An 18,039-nucleotide genomic window follows, 5' to 3' on the forward strand; every position below is an offset into this window, starting at 1 on the left:
ACACTATTACTTATGTACAAGCTTTTGCTCAAGAAAAGCTACCTGCTTTTCATACTGGCCGGCTGCTCATTTTTTAGCTGCGAAAAAATTCTTGAACTTATCAAACCCACTGATCCTACTAAACCTATTCCGTCTTGCAGAATAAAAATGGAAGAGGAAAGAGAATTTATATATGATCAGGAAGGTAAGCTCACGCGTATCTATGGCCCTGCCTATAGTATTGACACATTATCTCAGTTTTTTGTTTACAATGATAAAGATCAGGTCATCCGGTGGTATACCAATGGCGCAGACATACCTGCCCGGAATTATGCCTATGATTCCATTGGCAGATTAAAGTATATGTCTATTCTTAGCGAAGGATTTTACCATACTTATGATTTTACCCATAAGGTAGATACAATTGTAATTGATGAAACAGTTAAAACGTCAGATGCAGAAGATGCAGAATTAATTTCAACCAATAGAAGAACATTTTGTTTTAAGAATGGCAATCTGATAAGAGCCTATCAGCAAATTGACAATGCCAGCAGTTTTTCTTTTGATTATGGCTATACCTACACCAATACCCCTAACCGGATAATGGATATTCAAAAGAAATTGGCCTTTCTCCTGGAAGATTTTACCAATCCGTTAATGAGCAAAAACCTTCCAGAATCCAGAAAGAACCTACTTATTGCAGACGCTAATAATCAAACTGATAGAAACTATAACTGGATTTTGAATGAAAAAGGATATCCACTGAATAATGGAGTAGATAATAGGCTTATTTATGAATATGCGTGTACAAAGTAATTAGGCTGTCTTACTCTAAAACAGAAAAGCCTTCCATTTTGGAAGGCTTTTCTGCTTTGACTTTTTATATCTTATTAAAAGTTTCAATAGTAAAATGTTCACCTATTTAATAATACGAGCAATTTTGCTTGCAAAAACGTTATACAATTGCTCCAAAAAACAGAATCCCTTGTAATTTTTTTACAAGGGATTCTAAATTAGTTTGTGGCCCCACAGGGATTCGAACCCCGATCATCAGAACCGGAATCTGACATTCTATCCATTGAACTATGGAGCCAATGTGGTGGCAAAAATATGTATTAATAATGTATTTTAAAACTTTCAGGAAAACAATTTACGGTTATCAGCATGCTATCTTTTCAGGTTGAAGCTCCGCAATTTTATTTCTGTCAACTTACGTTTGGTATCTAATGGAAAATCGCCTTTCATCATCCAGTCGTAAAAAGCAGGCTCTTTTTCCAACACCTCCGTTACTAACCTGTCCTTGTGCTTCCCAAAGTTGAATATCTCCTCCCCTTTCTCATTAAAAATCATCCTGCCGGCCAGGTCTACCATTTTAGTAGCCGTAAGGTCATGCAGGGCTTGTACATCATTTTTTACAGGCTGAAACTCCTTGCCTTTGTCATCGTTTAGAAGCACTCCCTCATATCTGGCAATCTGCGCACATAATACTTCAAAGGTTGCCAGCGTGTCTACTTCTGCACTATGGGCACCAATCAATTCTTTTCCGCAATAAAACCGGTAGGCCGCCGATAAGGTTCGGGGCTCCATCAAATGAAAAATCTTCTGGGCATCTACCATTTTACGGTTTTGCATATTAAACTCCATATTCACCCGCAGAAACTCTTCTACAATCATGGGAACATCAAACCGGATAATGTTAAATCCGGCTAGGTCAGCCCCTTCCAAAAACTGATGGATAGGTCTGGCTACCTCTTTAAAAGTTGGCGCATCCTTAATATCATCATCATATATACCGTGAATTAAGCTCGTTTCCAGGGGTATGGGTACTGTCGGATTAATTCGCCAGGTTTTGGTATTCAACTGGCCATTAGGCATTGCCTTGGCAATACAAATCTCTACGATACGGTCTGTTACAACATTGGTACCGGTAGTTTCCAGATCAAAAAAAGCAAGAGGTTTTTTTAGTTTTAGAGGATGCATGAGCGATGGTTAAGTGTATACAGTCGATAGAAACCTGCTAGAAGGATCTATCGACTGTATACACTTATGAATGTATACTATTTGTTTAAAAGATTACTACTTAGTTGTTTTAAATCCAGGCCATTGTAATTGCCTGAACTCATCAGCAACAGATTTTTGTTAGCCCATTCCTGGGTGTACAGAAATTCCTGTAATGCCTGATTGTCGGTAAATACTAATAGGTTTTTATTATTAAAAGCTTTTTTTACATCCTCCTCCGATAATTCCGGCATTTTTTTATGAGCCAGGGTTTTGGGGCTATAATACACTACAGACTGATCAGCTGTGTTGAAGGTATCTTTGTATTGCTTCAAAAATTCTTTATTTAAACTACTGAACGTATGCAGTTCCATACAAGCTACTAATTGCCGGTCAGGAAACTGGTCTTTTACAGCTTTGGTAGTAGCTTCGAGTTTGGACGGAGCATGGGCAAAGTCTTTGAAAACTACGGTTTGCTTGTTTTTTCCAACAACTTCCAGCCGGTTTGCTGCTCCCCGGAAACTTTTTATAGCCTCATAAAACTGCTTATCGCTAATACCTATTTTGGATAAAACCGTTCTGGCACCATTCAAATTACGCATGTTATGTTCGCCAAATACCCCAATCGGAATATCACCAAACTCGGTTACCAGAAACGTCTGTCCGTTTTCTATTTTATGTTTATGCGCCTGATACTCCTGACTCATTACATCTTCACGTTCTTTGCGGCAAATAACCGTTACCAGATCATCCGTTTCATCAAAAATCAGAATACCACCTTTGGGTGTTGAATCGGCAAATAAATCAAACTGTTTTACATAATCTTCGAAGGTAGGATACACATTGATATGATCCCAGGCTATACCGCTCACTAGTCCGATATGATGTTTATAATGCAGAAATTTGGGCCTTCTATCTATCGGCGACGACAGGTACTCATCTCCTTCGATTACAATAATGGGGGCATCTTCAGATAGTTGAACCATTGTATCGAATCCTTCAATCTGGGCGCCAACCATATAATCGAATTTGCGGTTATAATATTTCAGCACATGCAAGATCATAGAGGTAATGGAGGTTTTTCCATGACTTCCGGCAATAACAATACGCTGCTTATCTATACTTTGCTGATAAATATATTCCGGATAAGAATAGACAGGTATGCCCAGTTCTTTTGCTTTTTGTAACTCAGGATTATCTGCCCGGGCATGCATACCTAAAATAATTGCATCCAGATCGGTAGTTAATTTTTCAGGGTACCAGCCCATTTGTTCAGGTAGCAATCCATATTTTTGTAAACGGCTTTTAGAAGGTTCATATATCTCGTCGTCCGACCCGGTAATAAGTAATCCTTTTTGGTGAAGAGCAATAGCCAGGTTATGCATGGCACTGCCTCCGATAGCAATAAAATGTACCCTTTGTCCTTGATTATTATTCATATCTGGAAGTTTGAAATTCAAAAATAAAACATTTTAAACTAGAAGTCATGAAAATAAAATTAGTATTTTCATCCAACTCTTACATGCCTTACATTCTCAAAGCTTAAGACTTTCATTCTGTCATACATCAGGTATATTTGATTTGTATGAAAAGACAAATACTTCTCAGAATAAGTACGTGTATTTACTGCTGCCTATTGCCCATTTTTTTACAGGCGCAGGTTACAAACAATGGACATAGCCCTAGCACTACAAATTTATACCTGCCTAATCAACTGATTGTTAAGTTCCGATCACCAGTCACTACTAAAGGTTACCGCACAGATGACGCATCTTTTCGTTCGAAATATGCCGCTTTTAAACAGTTAGGCGTAAGAAAAACCCACAAACTACATCCTGACGACTATACCACCAGTACGAACAATAAATTAAAGAATCTGCTGGGTGCCAGAAAGAAACCCGGTTTATCCTTGATCTACCAGATTGAACTGGACTCCAAAGCTGATCTGATGAAAGCTATTGAACTATTAAAAAGTCAGCCGGATGTAGTGTATGCAGAACCGGTTTATCAACACTTTCCACTCGATGTTTATACTCCAAATGATCCTCAGGCACATGCGAATGGGCAATACTATCTATCTGAAATTAAAGCGTTTGAGGCCTGGGCACTAGAAAAAGGAAATCCTGCTGTAACCATTGGCGTGGTAGATTATGGGTTTATTCCGGTTCATGAAGACCTGGCAGCCAACATTCAATACAACTTAGCTGATCCGGTGGATGGGAAAGATAACGATAAAGATGGTTATATTGATAATTATGCTGGATGGAATGTAGGGGATAATAATAACAACCTGTATCCGGCTACAGGCAATGGCGTGCATGGCACCTGGACTAGCGGCATTGCAGCGGCAGTGGCTGATAATGGAAAAGGAATAGCTGGTACTGGGTTAAAATGCAAATTTATGCCAGTGAAGGGAGAAGGTATACGCACAGATGGCGTAAATTATTACAGTGTTTTTTATGGCTATGCCGGCCTTTTGTATGCAGCTAAACATGGAAGTAAAGTAATAAATTTATCGTGGGGAAGACCTGGAGTATATTCGCAGTATGAAGAAGAGGTAATAAATTTTGTAGTGGATAGTCTGGATGTTGTGATTGTGGCGGCTGCCGGCAATGATAACAATGAAGTGCTGTACTGGCCTGCTTCGTATGATAAAGTGATTTCGGTAGCCGGTACTGATTATGAAAACCGGGATCAGAGATGGCAAAGTTACGATCCGGCGATTGGTTCTAACTATAATGATAAAGTAGATATCTGTGCACCTAGTGAATACATTCTTACCTCTTCCTATTACAATCCAGCCGATGCTAACTCCTCGTATACGTATTACTATGATGCACGGTCTGGTACCTCTATGGCTGCCCCGCAAGTATCTGCTGCTGCTGCACTAGTCCGGTCAAAATTTCCGGGCCTTTCGGCAATGGAGGTAAAAAACAGGCTTCTGGCAACCGCCGATAACATTGATGCCTCAAATCCGGACTATGTAGGTAAGCTAGGTCGTGGCCGCCTGAATATCTATAAAGCCCTGACCGATGAAGCAAGTATGCAAGCTATTGCGCTGGAGAAATTTATCATTAGCAACCAACAAAGACAGCCCTTCCTGCTGAGTGGCGACAGTGCTTCTATTGCTTTATATTTAAAAAGCCTGTATGGCAATTTTAATAACTTGCACGTACAATTAAGTAGTTCAACAAAAGGAGTAACCATAACAAAACCTGCAGTTTCTTTCACTCCCCTGACACAAGGTAACTCGGTAAATAATCTTACCAATGCTTTTCAAGTGAAAGTAGACAAAGGACTGGCCGCTAGTACACAAGCAATCTTCAAACTAGTGCTAATGGATGGATCGTTCAGCTATACAACCTATTTTAAAGTCATCATTAATCCCGACTATCTAACTATTCAGAATAACCAGGTCTCTCTAACGCTTGGCAACACCGGCCGATTCGGCTTTAACGACGATTTTCTGGGCTGGACACAAAAAGGCTCCGGTTTTGTATACAAAGGGAACAACCTGCTTTTTGAAGGAGGTCTGTTACTGGGCACCGGCCCAACACAAGTGTCGAATAGTATCATGAATCAGCCTTTCCAGAACTTTTATTATGGCAACTCACGACTAAACTGGGAAATCGGAAAAGACAATCACTTTACTTCTAGTAAACATTTTGATTCTTTCTCCTCTACGGCAAAAGATATAGAGGTCAGAAATACATTGGTTGATACCGTGAAAAGTAAAAATCCTAATCCGATTGGGGTAACAGTGGCTCAACGGAGTTATACTTGGCACGATGACAAATTCATTATCCTAGAATATCAGATCACCAATAGTACAAAAGCCGAGATTAGCAGCGTATATGCAGGCATTTCGGCAAACTTTGATATCCAGGGCTCGGCAAGCAATATGGCCACTTGGGATGAGGCAAATAAGCTATGTTATATGTATAATCAGAATGCTCAAAATATATATGCAGGCGTACAGTTACTGACTACACAAACAGCCAATTGTTATATCATAGATCATAAAACAGGTATTAGCCTGATAAATGATTTTCAGTTTACTTCAGAAAAAAAATACACTTGCCTCTCCAGTGGAATATTCCAGAAACAATCGACAGCAGGAGCCTCGGATGTGCAACAAACAGTTTCTGCCCAAGTAACTAATTTAAAACCTGGGGAAACCAGAATAGTAGCCTTTGCTTTCCTGGCTGGAGACAACCTGGCTGACCTACAAGCCAGTGCCGCTAAAGCTTTTACTAAGTTTACGCAATTAAAAACCAGTCCATTGCCGGTAATTACCCAAGTGGAAGTCTGCAAAGATGATGAGGCAACCATTATTCCTCAAAATGGTCGCAACTTCAACTTATATACTTCGTTGCCCCTTACTGAACCTGTTGCTACCGGAAGTACCTTTCCATTAGGTAAAGCAACAACCGACAGCTCCTATTACATTACCAGTATTGATTCCTTATATGAAAGTGAGCCTGTTGCTGTTCAAGTAAAAGCCCTTAGCCATGCTACTTCATTCAATATGTCAAAAGATACTCTTGGTCTATATGAAGGAGATAAAGTACAACTAACCGACAATAGTACTGAAGCCACCAGATGGAAGTGGTATTTTGGCGATAATTCTACCAGTGACCAGCAGAATCCTACCCATCAATACACACACCCTGGTAAGTATACCATAAAACTTGTCACTGAAAATAAGATTGGCTGTAGAGACAGTTTACAGAAAGAAGTGCTGGTGGTAAATGGCATAAAAAGTTTACCTCCAGTTGTATCAGATAAACTACTTTGCAATGGAGAACCATTAATTATCTCGCCGACTAATGGAACCAATTTTCATGTATATGCCAGCCTGCCCTTCACTACACCCATTGCCAGTGGATCAACATTTAACCTGGGAAGTCTCCGAAACGATACTGTGTTCTTTGTAACAAACACTGATTTTCTTTTAGAAAGTGAACCAGTAAAAGTTACTGTACTGGTAAGTAATCATACAGCAAAATTTGAATCTTCCGCTGACACACTAGACCTGCGGCTGTTGCAGCAACTACAATTAACAGATAAAAGTAAAGACGCCACGCAATGGCTATGGACCTTTGGAGATGGCGAAATAAGTACTGAAAAAAATCCCGCACACCTGTATGCCTTGCCGGGAGAGTATACCATTACGCTTGTTTCCCGGAACAATGAAGGCTGCCAAAGTATATATGCTCAAAAAATAATTGTAACTCAAACCACCGGATTGGAAAAAGACATCAATCGGTTAGCTAACCTGTTTCCCAACCCTGCCTTGGGTAAGATTACACTACTAGTATCAGATGCATTTACTAAGTCTACCTCAGAAGTTATACTAATCAACGTATTAGGGCAACAGGTGTATCAAACTAGGATGCATGGTAGTCAAGTTATCATAGACGTAGCCGGCTTTGCACGGGGGCCATATGTGGTACAAATAAAGGCTGACGGGAGAGTTATTACAAAAAAACTACTGCTTCAGTAAGTAAAATGCCGCATAGCTTCAATGAAACTATGCGGCATTCTGGTAAGATATACCATTTAAAAATTACCGGACAACAGGGTGCTGATTTCCCTGCACATGGGCTCCAGGCACATTTTCCCCGGCTTTAATTGCTTTTTTTACAGCCAGTTTATCTACTTGTACTTCCATCTTTACTGTTTTAAACTTTTCTGGTACTTTGTCGGAGTCTTCAATCACACATTCTTCACTGTGCCGCACACCAATGGTGTAGGTGCCGGTGCGGATGGTACCAAATTCATTAACTGCTTGAACAAGCCCTTTTTGTAAAAAATCCAATACCTGGGTATTCTTTCGTTTTAAGTTTTGCAGGCGCTTGATCTCCTCTTCTATCCGGTTATTTTGTGCATTCAGGTTGCCCATAAACTCCACATACGCCAGACTTTTCTCTGACAATTCCTGTGCATTTATAGCTAAAGCATCTTCCATCTCTGGTGTCAGTTCTCCTTCGTTCTGCTCTATTTCCTGTAAAATACTCGTGTACTCCTGGCGAATGTTCAATAATGTTTTCATGCGATACGTATGGGTCTAAAATTGCTTTTTTCTACTGAAAATCACTGTATTTATAACAATAAAGGGCAATTTTTCATTCCCATGGCAGAAAATTATTATCCCTTTTTCTACTCGTTTTATGCACAAAACTTATTACTTTGTAGCTAGTCTGGTTTCTGTTTGTGGATAAAGTTCGGATGTGTTGAAACTATGAAGTTGCCGATACTCTGAAGCCGGATGCTAACCCCTGATACCCATATGCGAATTTTACATACTTCTGACTGGCACATCGGACACCGCCTGCATGACAACGACCGCCACGAAGAACATCAGCTTTTTTTAGACTGGCTACTTACAACCATTGATAACCAGAAAGTAGATTTATTAATTGTAGCCGGAGATATTTTTGATACAGCCAATCCTACGCATTTAGCACTTTCCCAATATTATGAATTTCTCCGGCAACTCATTAAGACTTGTTGTAGAGATATTATTATCATTGGTGGTAACCACGATTCTTACGGAACACTGAATGCACCAAAAGACATACTTAAGTATTTCAATATTCATATAGTTGGCAAAGCCCATGAAAATTGCATAGATGAAGTAATTGTAGTAAAAGACCGGAAAGAAATTATTCAAACGGTGGTATGCGCCGTGCCCTTTCTACGCGACCGCGACATCAGGCAAGCCATAACCGGCGAAAGCTATGCCGATATCGAACAGCGAATTAAAGAGGGTATTATCCGGCGTTACCGGAGCCTTGCCGATTGCATTATGCCATACAAAGCCCAACCCTTCCCTATTCTCGCTACCGGGCATTTATATGCCGCCGGAGGTACCTTCTCGGATACTACCGACAAAAGCGAACGGGATATTCATATCGGAAACTTAGGGCAAATACGGGCAGATGAATTTCCCACCGAGTTTGATTATATTGCGCTGGGGCATTTGCACCGCCCCCAGATGGTAAATGCACAAAATAACATCCGCTACGCAGGTTCGCCTATTCCGCTTAGTTTTAGTGAGTTCTCCGACAAAAAAGTAGTGTTGCTCCTTGAGTTTGAGAACAACCACATGCATGGAATTGAAGAGATTACCGTACCTGCATGGCGCCAGTTAGTCCGATTGAAGGGAAATTTCACCCAGATTGCTCATCAGATACAATCACTGGGCGAAGGTAGAAACAATATGAAAATATGGGCAGAAGTAAAAGTAGAATTAGACCAGTATGAGCCTTACATTACCCAGAAAGTAAACGAACTGGTAAAAAACCGACCTGTAACTGTTTTAAAAACGCAGGCAATTTATACCCATCAGCATTTGAGTCTGGACGAACAATTGGGTCAGGACAAAGCCCTGAATGAGCTAAAGCCTGAAGAAGTATTCCGGAAAAAATGCGAAAGCGAAAAGTTCGATCTAGATGGGTATCCAGATGTTCTAGGAGCTTTTAAGGAGTTACTATCTGAAATGGAAGAAAACCATGACTAATACATTGAAACTGACTATTAATTATTTCCCACAGTCATTTTAGACGTCGGTTTGTGCAAGTGCTTGCATATAATTTATCCCTAAGTATTCTGATTATTCGCAATTCTCTGTTTTTTGCTTAATGAAAATTCTAAGTGTCCGGTTAAAAAATATTAATTCATTAAAAGGTGAGCATTATATAGCATTCAATAAAAGTCCGTTTGCAGATTCTGGTTTGTTTGCCATTACAGGCCCTACTGGTGCAGGAAAAAGTTCGATACTAGATGCGATAACCCTGGCTTTATACGGCTGGGCACCCCGCTTCAACCGCGATAGTCCTTTTGAGATTATGAGCTACCACACATCTGATTGTTTGGCAGAAGTAGAATTTAGTGTGAAGGAGAAAGTATACCGGTCTAAATGGTCTATTCACCGGAGCCGGGGTAAAATTGATGGGGAGATACAGCAACCTAAAATGGAACTGATTGATGTGGTGGCTGATGTTATTCTGGAATCCAAAAAAACAGAAGTCATTAATAAAGTAACCGAAATTACCGGCCTGGATTATTTTCGTTTCTTACGTTCGGTAATGCTTGCTCAAGGAGACTTTGCTGCTTTTTTGAAAGCAGATGAAAAAACGCGGGGCGAATTACTAGAAAAAATTACCGGAACAGCCATTTATACACAGTTATCCAAAAAGGCTTTTGAAAAACAAAAAGAAAAAAAACAACGATTAGAGCAATTAGAGACTCAGCTAGACAACGCTAAACTACTGACGCCAGAACAAATTGAACAGTATAAACAGCAGATCTTAGCCAACAAAGAAGCAATTACCGCCTTAAATCAAGAAATGGAAAGGCTTACATTGCAAATGCAATGGCTGGAAACCATGGAAACATTGCGGAAGAAAACTGTTCAATTAAAATTTGAGCTGGAACAGGCGCAAAAAGTTAAAAGTACATACACCCACGATTTTGAAAGATACCATACCCATTTACAAACCATCCCCTTACAACCGTTGTACAGGGAAGTAACCTTACTTGAATCCAACGCCAGGAAACTGGAAGAAGAAGTACTACACCTCTCTAAGTCGCTACCCCATCTGGCAAGTCAGAAAGAAGAAAAACAAAAGCTACTGCAAACCTCCCAGCTTCAATTAAAAAAGGCCAAAAACGAATGGGAAAACACACTCCCCCTTCTCGAGCAAGCCAATGATCTGGATAAGGAGTTAGTAAACTTACAGGAACAGTTCAAAAAACAAAAAAATGAATACCTGCAGGGTTGTAACGACTTACAAATACTACAGCAGAAATCAGCTCAATGCCAGCATATCTTTGAGGAATTGTTGCTGAAACAGCAACAGATTCAGGCGTATATTCAAAACCATGCACAGGATGCCTGCCTGGAAAAGGAACTTGGCTTACTAGAGCAGAATATTCAGGCGCTATATACAGCTGCCAATGAAATACAAGAAAAATCTACAGAACTAGCCACCATTCAACAGCAACAAAAAACTTTTTCGGAAGAATTAGCACACCTGGAAACGGAAGTTAGCCAGTTACTAAAATCTGTGAAGTGGAAAGAAGGGCAGTTAAAAGAGCTAGATAAAGATATTAGCCTGCTACTAGACAAAACTGATCCTGAGGAGTTAGAAAAAAAATCGCAACAACTGGTGCAAGAGTACATTCACCGGCAAAACCAGCTAATGTATGCGAAGGAGTATGTACAAAAATATGACAAGTTGCTGTTACTACAGCAGGAAATTCCAGTAAATGAAAAGCTTTTTACAGAGCAGACCGCTACGCTCCGCTTATTAAAAGAGAAAGAATCTCAGGCACAAGCCCATCTGGAAACACTGCAGAAACTGTATGAGACTGAGAGCCTGATCCTGAATTACGAAGCTGCCAGAACTCAATTAATCCCAGGAGACGCATGCCCTTTGTGTGGCTCACTGGATCATCCGTTTGTTTCAAACAACCACCCGATTGAGATTAATCAGACACAATGGCAACGCGACAAACAAAAAACGTTGCTGGAACAATTGCGCAAACAGGTTGAAGAAGCGGCTAGAGAATTGAATATTACAGAAATAAATCGGCTTACCTACCAGAAGGACCTAAAAAATATAAGTCTGGAAGTAGCTAACTTAGAGAAGCTCTATGAGGCTATTAATCAGCAATTACACGAAGAGAACCAGATACAAAACCTCCAGGTGCTTGGGCAAAAACTTTCAGATAACACAGCTGAGCAACAACGGCTTCAACAGGTTTTAGCTTCCTATAAAGATAAAGTAAAAATTCGTACTCAGTTTAAGGAGCAGTACGATCAGCTTCAAGTAACGCTTCAGCAACTCGACAAACGGCAACAAGAACTTAGCATACACTTCAGTAACTCAGAGGAAAACTTGCAAAGAGCACGGCAAGCCATTGACAAAATCTCTGAAAGCCGCCAGGCACAACAAACCAGGCTTGCTAAGATGCTAAGTGCCTATCATACAGATATACCTTCAGAAACACTATATGATAGCTGGTTGCTTACGTTAAAAACCCGTTCTGTTGCCTACCAACAGCGGCTACAGGAAGAAAAGGAAATTACCGAAAAAATATATCAAGTAAAGCTTGAACTGGAGAAGGTAAATACCTTGATAACTAAAACAGAACAAGAGCTATTTAAGCAAAAAATTGACTTAGATGTTTTGGAATCACATGGAAGAAAGATACGCGAAGAAAGAAGACAGCTATTTGGCGACAAGCACGTTTTGCAGGAGAAAGAACGGTTGTCTGGGTTAATTAAACAATACGAGACTCAACTGAAAGACGATGAACAAGCCCTATCACAACAGCATGAACAATTATCTATAAAAAAACAGCAACTTCAGGATAAAGAATTGACGCTTCAGCAAAACCATACTGTACTCGTCCAACAACAAGCAAAATTTCAGGAAGAACTGCATCAATATGGATTTACCGATATCCTGCATTTTACCGCCAGCATACTTGACCGGTCTACAGAAGTACAGATAAAAAATCAAAAAGAAGCTATAGAAGAACGGATTAACGGCTTAAAAGGAGCTTACGCCCAGACTGAACGCGAACTTAAAGATCAAGGCGCAAAAGAACTAACGGAGGCGGGGTTAGAAGAACTGAAAGAAACCTTCTCCACCTTACAGCATGAAAAAGAAAACCTAATTTCGCAGACAGCCCGCACTGAGCAGAGTTTGCAGGAAAACGAACATTTAGTTGCTATACACCAGACCATCGTACAAGATATAGACAAATTCAGAAAGGAATTTAACCGCTGGAAGATACTTTCCGATATGATTGGTTCGGCTACCGGAGCTGAGTTTAATATTTTCGCCCAAGGCCTAACTTTAGCCCGGCTGGTGTTTCTAGCCAACCGGTATCTCGAAAAATTAAATCCCCGCTACCATATACGGCGTAAACCCCACACCGACCTCGATCTGGAAATAATAGACCGCTACCAGGCAGATAATATCCGGAGCATGAAAACCTTATCTGGCGGTGAAACTTTTCTGGTAAGTTTAGCGCTGGCACTAGGCTTATCTGACCTTGCCGGTAATAAAACCCGTATAGATTCCTTATTTATTGACGAAGGGTTTGGAACACTAGATCCTCAGGCATTAGATGTAGCTATTACTACCCTAGAAAACTTGCAGGCGACCGGTAAAATGATTGGGATCATCTCGCATGTTGACGCGTTAAAAGAACGCATTACTACGCAAATACAGGTAACCAAACAATCGAGCGGTGTGAGTAAAATTGAAATAATCAGCTAAAACTTCATGTACCTTTTTGGTTGTTTTTTAATCAGAGTTTAAAGTTTATTTCTGTAAGAGCGGTTATCTGCTAAGGCTTGTGTTTTAAGAATAGTACTATACTCATATAGGATATAATTTTAGCAAACGAGGGCAAAATGTATATTTCTAAAAAGCATCGGATGATCTTACGACAAATAAGTATCTTTTCTGGATATGGCAAAATAATACATTATAAAAGTACAAAAAAATCGAAACAACCTTTTTACCAGCATATTCTCCCGCATACAACTAGATTGGCTAGATAATCTTTATTTAAAGTTGATCAAAAGCCAAACATAAAGTAACAAAGATCGGTTAAAAGCCAAACATTGCACTTCCTCCATACCCAAATATTTATTTTTTACGGAGCTTCCAAATATCGAAACTTTTTATCATATTTGTTACGTATGTAGTAAAAATCATCATTAGTTTAACTATGATACGGAGCACAGAACAATCTACATCAGGAGCACTACCATTTGGAGAGGCTGTTGATTTCATAAAAAAAAATATGCCAGTAACCGCATCCACTTCTACTGAATTGACTGCCGACCAGTCTGCCAGAATAACCCTTATGCAAGAAATCCAAGATCTGGAAAGTAAGATAGAAGAGGTAAATCAATTGCTTTGCAGAACCTCGTTAGAATACATGGTTCGGTTCCAGTTGAAGGACGACCTGGAGTATTATCATGGACTTATCGAAAACAAACGTCACCAATTAGGAGCATAAGTCCTTTCTGGATTTGTGCTTTTTTTTGTGAGTTAATTTCATTTTCCTTTCATATTCTACAGCTATTTCCTCTGTAGTTTTTTTATGTCTTTTCCCAAAAATATAACCTGGGATGATTTTTCTAAAATCGAAATCCGGGTTGGAACTGTTATTCATATTGCTGACTTTCCTGCGGCTCGTAAACCTGCCTACCAACTGACTATAGATTTTGGAGAAATAGGTATTAAAAAATCCAGTGCCCAACTTACAAGAGTGTATACAAAAGAAGATTTGCTGAATAAACAGATTATTGCTGTAACCAATTTTCCTCCCAAGCAAATAGCTAATTTTTTCTCGGAGTGCCTGGTTTTAGGCGTTGTTTCCCATAACGGCGAAATTGTAGTGCTTCAACCAGAAAGACAGGTTCCTAACGGATTACCTATAGCCTAGAGCAGCGGAATTAGCAGAAGAAACTATGTGTCTACATTTCATGTATACACACTAAGAACAAAGGAATTATTCAGATGAAATTAGAAAAAGAGATCCAGCAAAGTAAGTTCCAGAATGAGTTTCAGAAGCTATATTTAAATATCATCTATACAGCTAGCTGGTTAAATTTAAAAAATACGCAGCGGTTAAAACCATTTGGCGTATCGCCGCAGCAGTATAATATTTTGCGCATCCTCCGTGGGCAATATCCTAATAGTGCTACAGTAACCTTGCTGACAGAACGCATGCTCGATAAAAACTCTAATGCATCCAGGTTAGTAGAAAAACTTAAGCAAAAGCAGCTAGTAGACCGCTGCGAATGTCCGGAAGATCGCAGGGCAGTTAATGTTAAGATTACGCAAAAAGGGCTTGATCTTTTGGCCAAACTCGATGTAACTGACGAACATATACAAAGAGACCTAAACCAGATTACTGGCGAAGAAGCAGCGCTGGTAAATGCCGTATTAGATAAACTCCGGGGATAATATCATCTACTACTGCCATATTTTACCTGTTTCTCTATAGTATTTATCTACTAACTCTCATGGGCGCCTGCTTGCCCTATCATCTGGATTAGTGTTGTTTACCGGGATAATGCAGGTCCAGGTTCTTTAACGTTTCTACAATAGTTTTTGCTATAACATATTCTTTATACCAGTTCTGATCCGAAGGAACAATCGTCCAGGGCAGATTGGGTCCGCAATGCTCAAAAATCTCTTCATATGCTTCCAGATATAGGTCGCGTTTCTGCGTAGTAGTTAGGTCGCTTGGATCATACTTCCAATGTTTCTTGGGGTTAGTAATCCGCTCCTGGATGCGTTTCAGTTGCTCTTCTTCTGAAACATATAAAAAGAACTTAAGTATGATAGTACCTGAATCGGTAAGCAACTGTTCAAAGTTATTAATATGGTCATACCGCTTTTTTATCGTAGTCCGGTTAACAAATTTTTCTACCCTGGGCACTAATACGTCTTCATAATGAGACCGGTTAAATATCTGGATCATTCCTTTTGCAGGCGTGTGTTGATGAACACGCCAAAGAAAATCATGAGAAGCTTCATCAGCTGTAGGTACTTTAAAGGGTTTCACGGTACACCCCATTGGATTTACACCGGTAAAAACTTTTTTTATGGCTCCATCTTTGCCCGATGCATCCAGCCCTTGTAAAACAACCAAGAGGCTATTCTTTTTCAAGGCATAAAATACATCCTGCAACTCTTTTAAGTCATTCAACAGGTCTTGTGTCTTCTCCCGAATGGTTTCTTTGTCCAAAGAGGATGGCGCTTTAGTTTGAATAGTAGCTAGTTTCATATATTTCTTTACGTTTTATGAAATTCTCAGGCAACATATTTTCCTCTTAACGTAAATAGACACATAAAAGAAAAATAATTCTGGCACGATTATTCTAAGGTCATTTTTGAAAGCTTTTATTAAGTGCAAAAGCGTGGAAACAGGTAGACGCGTAAACCTAATCCCGGAAATTACAGTATATATCTTTACAAACCATTAATAAAATTATATTGAGCTATGAAAAACGTAATAAAACTAAATGGACTTTTAGCTTTCTGTTTAGCCATCCTATTCTTTTTTGCTAGTTGTAATGCAAGTAAGACTACTAAAGGTGGCGCTATTGGCGCCGGCTCTGGTGCAGTGCTTGGTGGCATTATTGGTAACAGAACAGGTAATACAGCAGGTGGTGCCATTATTGGTGCTGCTGTTGGTGGCGCAGCCGGAGCATTAATTGGCCGGTATATGGATAAGCAAGCGAAAGAAATAGAAAATGATGTAGATGGTGCAGTAGTAGAACGGGTTGGCGAAGGCATCCGGGTTAAATTTGACTCCGGAATCCTTTTTGGCTTCGACTCAGACCGGTTAAATGCAGCCTCTGAACAGAACCTGGCAAAAATGGCAGAAGTGCTGAAAAAGTACGAAAAAACAGAAATCCTGATCGAAGGACACACAGATAACAAAGGTGCTGAAGAATACAATCAGAAATTATCTGAAAGACGTGCGAGAGCTGTAGAAAAACGCTTACAGGAAATGGGTGTTAAAGGTGCCCGTTTAACTACCAAAGGATATGGCTTAAATCAACCGATTGCCTCTAACGACTCTGAAGCAGGCCGTCAGGAAAATCGCCGGGTAGAAGTGATTATTTTAGCCGATGAAGATTTAAAAGAAGAAGCGCAAGAAGGTAAAATTGAAGGCGTGAATCTAAACGAATAACCTGAGAAAATTTAATTGCTTTAAAACAAAACTAGCGCATCTAATGGATGCGCTAGTTTTATTTTATGCCTATATTTTTGCCGGCAATATACCCAGTAGTCCAGGCATTCTGAAAATTAAATCCTCCGGTTACCCCATCAATATCCAGGACTTCTCCTGCATAGAATAGCCCTTTGCATACGTTACTTTCCATGGTTTGCCAGTTAATATTTTCCAAGGCTACTCCCCCACAGGTAACAAACTCTTCTTTAAAAGTACTTTTCCCATCCACTTCAAAACTTCCTCTACTAAGCAGATCAATTAGTTTGTTCATGTTTTTTTTAGGCAGATCAGCCCAGCGAACTTGCTCGCCAATTTCTGCCCGTTGTGTGAACCGCTGCCATAACCGGAATGGTAAGTTAAACAAGGCCTGTGTAGCTACTAATTTTTTAGAGTTGTTTTGTTTATATGTGAGCAAGTCATTCCGCAGGGTTTCCTCATTATATTCAGGTAACCAGTTGATTAGTAATGTAAAGCGGTAATTTAATTCATGTAATTCTCTAGCTCCCCAGGCAGACAACTTCAAAACAGCTGGGCCACTGAATCCCCAATGGGTAATTAAAAGAGGCCCACTCTGGGTAAGCTTGGTTCCAGCCACTTTTACAATGGTTTGTTGTACCGATACACCTGACAGATCAAGCAGATAGGAAGCTGGCGTATTAAATGTGAATAAGGAAGGTACCGGGCTTTTCAAAGAATGTTTGCCAACTGTCAACCACTCATAAGCTGCCTCGTTAGGGTTTCCACCAGTAGCAATCAGTACTTTATCGCATTCAATTTTTTCTTCATTATAGAGTGTAAGTAAGAACCGGGTAGGCTCATTATCAGACATATGCAAGGGCTTAATTGAAGCTACACCTGTACTGGTTTTAATATCAATCCCCAGCCTTCTGGCTTCCCCCCAAAGACAATCAATCACGGTTTGGGAAGAATCCGTCACTGGGAACATCCGTCCGTCCGGTTCGGTTTTCAGTTTTACCCCTCTCGACTCAAACCAGCTTACCGTATCTTTTGCATCGAACTGTTGCAACGTTGATAGCATCGTTTTACTCCCTCTGGGATAAAATTTTGCCAGTTGCCCGGTATGGAAACACGCATGGGTAACATTACACCGTCCGCCTCCGGAGATCCGGACTTTAGCTAATACTTTATTACTTTTTTCAAGAAGAATTACCTCACAGTGCGGATGCTGCTGAGCACAAGTAATTGCTCCAAAAAACCCGGCAGCTCCTCCTCCGATCACAACTACCTTCATACAAATGTCAAGCGAAAAACGATACC

The 18,039-nt window shown here is 40.0% G+C and carries 13 protein-coding genes and 1 tRNA gene; 8 read left to right on the plus strand and 6 right to left on the minus strand.

The features are described from left to right. The first annotated feature begins 12 nt into the window (after positions 1–12). Positions 13–795 carry a hypothetical protein gene (locus tag Q0590_RS30235; RefSeq protein ID WP_302041392.1) on the plus strand — a complete coding sequence of 261 codons (783 nt, stop codon included), beginning with the start codon at positions 13–15 and terminating at the stop codon, positions 793–795. A 205-nt stretch (positions 796–1,000) separates the two neighbouring features. On the opposite strand, the gene Q0590_RS30240 is transcribed toward Q0590_RS30235, so the two are convergent. The 3 genes from Q0590_RS30240 to Q0590_RS30250 form a co-directional block, all read right to left on the minus strand. Beyond that, a tRNA-Arg gene (locus Q0590_RS30240) sits at positions 1,001–1,072 on the minus strand. A gap of 74 nt (positions 1,073–1,146) precedes the next feature. Continuing rightward, complete coding sequence (locus Q0590_RS30245) at positions 1,147–1,959, minus strand: 3'-5' exonuclease (protein WP_302041393.1); 813 nt, start codon at positions 1,957–1,959, stop codon at positions 1,147–1,149. 77 nt (positions 1,960–2,036) lie between these two features. Beyond that, complete coding sequence (locus Q0590_RS30250; protein WP_302041394.1) at positions 2,037–3,416, minus strand: UDP-N-acetylmuramate--L-alanine ligase; 1,380 nt, start codon at positions 3,414–3,416, stop codon at positions 2,037–2,039. A 146-nt stretch (positions 3,417–3,562) separates the two neighbouring features. Here Q0590_RS30250 and Q0590_RS30255 point away from each other — a divergent pair, with 146 nt between their 5' ends. Continuing rightward, positions 3,563–7,483: a S8 family serine peptidase gene (locus Q0590_RS30255; RefSeq protein WP_302041395.1), complete on the plus strand. Its 3,921-nt coding sequence runs from the start codon at positions 3,563–3,565 to the stop codon at positions 7,481–7,483. Positions 7,484–7,546: 63 nt separating this feature from the next. Here Q0590_RS30255 and Q0590_RS30260 read toward each other — a convergent pair whose 3' ends face one another. Next, positions 7,547–8,032, minus strand: coding sequence for a siphovirus Gp157 family protein (locus Q0590_RS30260; RefSeq protein WP_302041396.1), 486 nt, complete (start codon positions 8,030–8,032; stop codon positions 7,547–7,549). 237 nt (positions 8,033–8,269) lie between these two features. Here Q0590_RS30260 and Q0590_RS30265 point away from each other — a divergent pair, with 237 nt between their 5' ends. From Q0590_RS30265 to Q0590_RS30285, 5 genes are all read left to right on the plus strand, one after another. After that, positions 8,270–9,502, plus strand: a complete 1,233-nt coding sequence (locus tag Q0590_RS30265) for an exonuclease SbcCD subunit D C-terminal domain-containing protein (protein WP_302041397.1) — start codon at positions 8,270–8,272, stop codon at positions 9,500–9,502. A 121-nt stretch (positions 9,503–9,623) separates the two neighbouring features. After that, complete coding sequence (locus tag Q0590_RS30270) at positions 9,624–13,277, plus strand: AAA family ATPase (RefSeq protein ID WP_302041398.1); 3,654 nt, start codon at positions 9,624–9,626, stop codon at positions 13,275–13,277. 457 nt (positions 13,278–13,734) lie between these two features. After that, entirely contained in the window at positions 13,735–14,028 is a 294-nt protein-coding gene (locus Q0590_RS30275) for a hypothetical protein (RefSeq protein ID WP_302041399.1), read from the plus strand. A gap of 84 nt (positions 14,029–14,112) precedes the next feature. Next, positions 14,113–14,457: a tRNA-binding protein gene (locus Q0590_RS30280; protein WP_302041400.1), complete on the plus strand. Its 345-nt coding sequence runs from the start codon at positions 14,113–14,115 to the stop codon at positions 14,455–14,457. Between the two features lie 74 nt (positions 14,458–14,531). After that, complete coding sequence (locus Q0590_RS30285; protein ID WP_302041401.1) at positions 14,532–14,981, plus strand: MarR family winged helix-turn-helix transcriptional regulator; 450 nt, start codon at positions 14,532–14,534, stop codon at positions 14,979–14,981. 88 nt (positions 14,982–15,069) lie between these two features. Here Q0590_RS30285 and Q0590_RS30290 read toward each other — a convergent pair whose 3' ends face one another. Then, positions 15,070–15,807: a PPK2 family polyphosphate kinase gene (locus Q0590_RS30290; protein WP_302041402.1), complete on the minus strand. Its 738-nt coding sequence runs from the start codon at positions 15,805–15,807 to the stop codon at positions 15,070–15,072. Between the two features lie 216 nt (positions 15,808–16,023). On the opposite strand from Q0590_RS30290, the gene Q0590_RS30295 reads away from it, so the two are divergent. Beyond that, positions 16,024–16,719 (plus strand): YiaD family glycine zipper/OmpA-like lipoprotein, encoded by a 696-nt coding sequence (locus tag Q0590_RS30295; protein WP_302041403.1) that lies wholly within the window; start codon positions 16,024–16,026, stop codon positions 16,717–16,719. A gap of 58 nt (positions 16,720–16,777) precedes the next feature. On the opposite strand, the gene Q0590_RS30300 is transcribed toward Q0590_RS30295, so the two are convergent. Next, entirely contained in the window at positions 16,778–18,013 is a 1,236-nt protein-coding gene (locus tag Q0590_RS30300; protein WP_302041404.1) for a BaiN/RdsA family NAD(P)/FAD-dependent oxidoreductase, read from the minus strand. Positions 18,014–18,039: the final 26 nt, after the last annotated feature.

It is taken from the genome of Rhodocytophaga aerolata (assembly GCF_030503435.1).
Taxonomy (GTDB): domain Bacteria; phylum Bacteroidota; class Bacteroidia; order Cytophagales; family 172606-1; genus Rhodocytophaga; species Rhodocytophaga aerolata.

Excerpts from the sequence above, each read along its gene's own strand:
- Q0590_RS30235 (WP_302041392.1), top strand. The coding sequence starts at position 13 with ATGTACAAGCTTTTGCTCAAGAAAAGCTACCTGCTTTTCATACTGGCC.
- Q0590_RS30290 (WP_302041402.1), bottom strand. The coding sequence starts at position 15,807 with ATGAAACTAGCTACTATTCAAACTAAAGCGCCATCCTCTTTGGACAAA.
- Q0590_RS30255 (WP_302041395.1), top strand. The coding sequence starts at position 3,563 with ATGAAAAGACAAATACTTCTCAGAATAAGTACGTGTATTTACTGCTGC.
- Q0590_RS30270 (WP_302041398.1), top strand. The coding sequence starts at position 9,624 with ATGAAAATTCTAAGTGTCCGGTTAAAAAATATTAATTCATTAAAAGGT.
- Q0590_RS30275 (WP_302041399.1), top strand. The coding sequence starts at position 13,735 with ATGATACGGAGCACAGAACAATCTACATCAGGAGCACTACCATTTGGA.
- Q0590_RS30265 (WP_302041397.1), top strand. The coding sequence starts at position 8,270 with ATGCGAATTTTACATACTTCTGACTGGCACATCGGACACCGCCTGCAT.
- Q0590_RS30245 (WP_302041393.1), bottom strand. The coding sequence starts at position 1,959 with ATGCATCCTCTAAAACTAAAAAAACCTCTTGCTTTTTTTGATCTGGAA.
- Q0590_RS30300 (WP_302041404.1), bottom strand. The coding sequence starts at position 18,013 with ATGAAGGTAGTTGTGATCGGAGGAGGAGCTGCCGGGTTTTTTGGAGCA.
- Q0590_RS30285 (WP_302041401.1), top strand. The coding sequence starts at position 14,532 with ATGAAATTAGAAAAAGAGATCCAGCAAAGTAAGTTCCAGAATGAGTTT.
- Q0590_RS30260 (WP_302041396.1), bottom strand. The coding sequence starts at position 8,032 with ATGAAAACATTATTGAACATTCGCCAGGAGTACACGAGTATTTTACAG.
- Q0590_RS30295 (WP_302041403.1), top strand. The coding sequence starts at position 16,024 with ATGAAAAACGTAATAAAACTAAATGGACTTTTAGCTTTCTGTTTAGCC.
- Q0590_RS30280 (WP_302041400.1), top strand. The coding sequence starts at position 14,113 with ATGTCTTTTCCCAAAAATATAACCTGGGATGATTTTTCTAAAATCGAA.
- Q0590_RS30250 (WP_302041394.1), bottom strand. The coding sequence starts at position 3,416 with ATGAATAATAATCAAGGACAAAGGGTACATTTTATTGCTATCGGAGGC.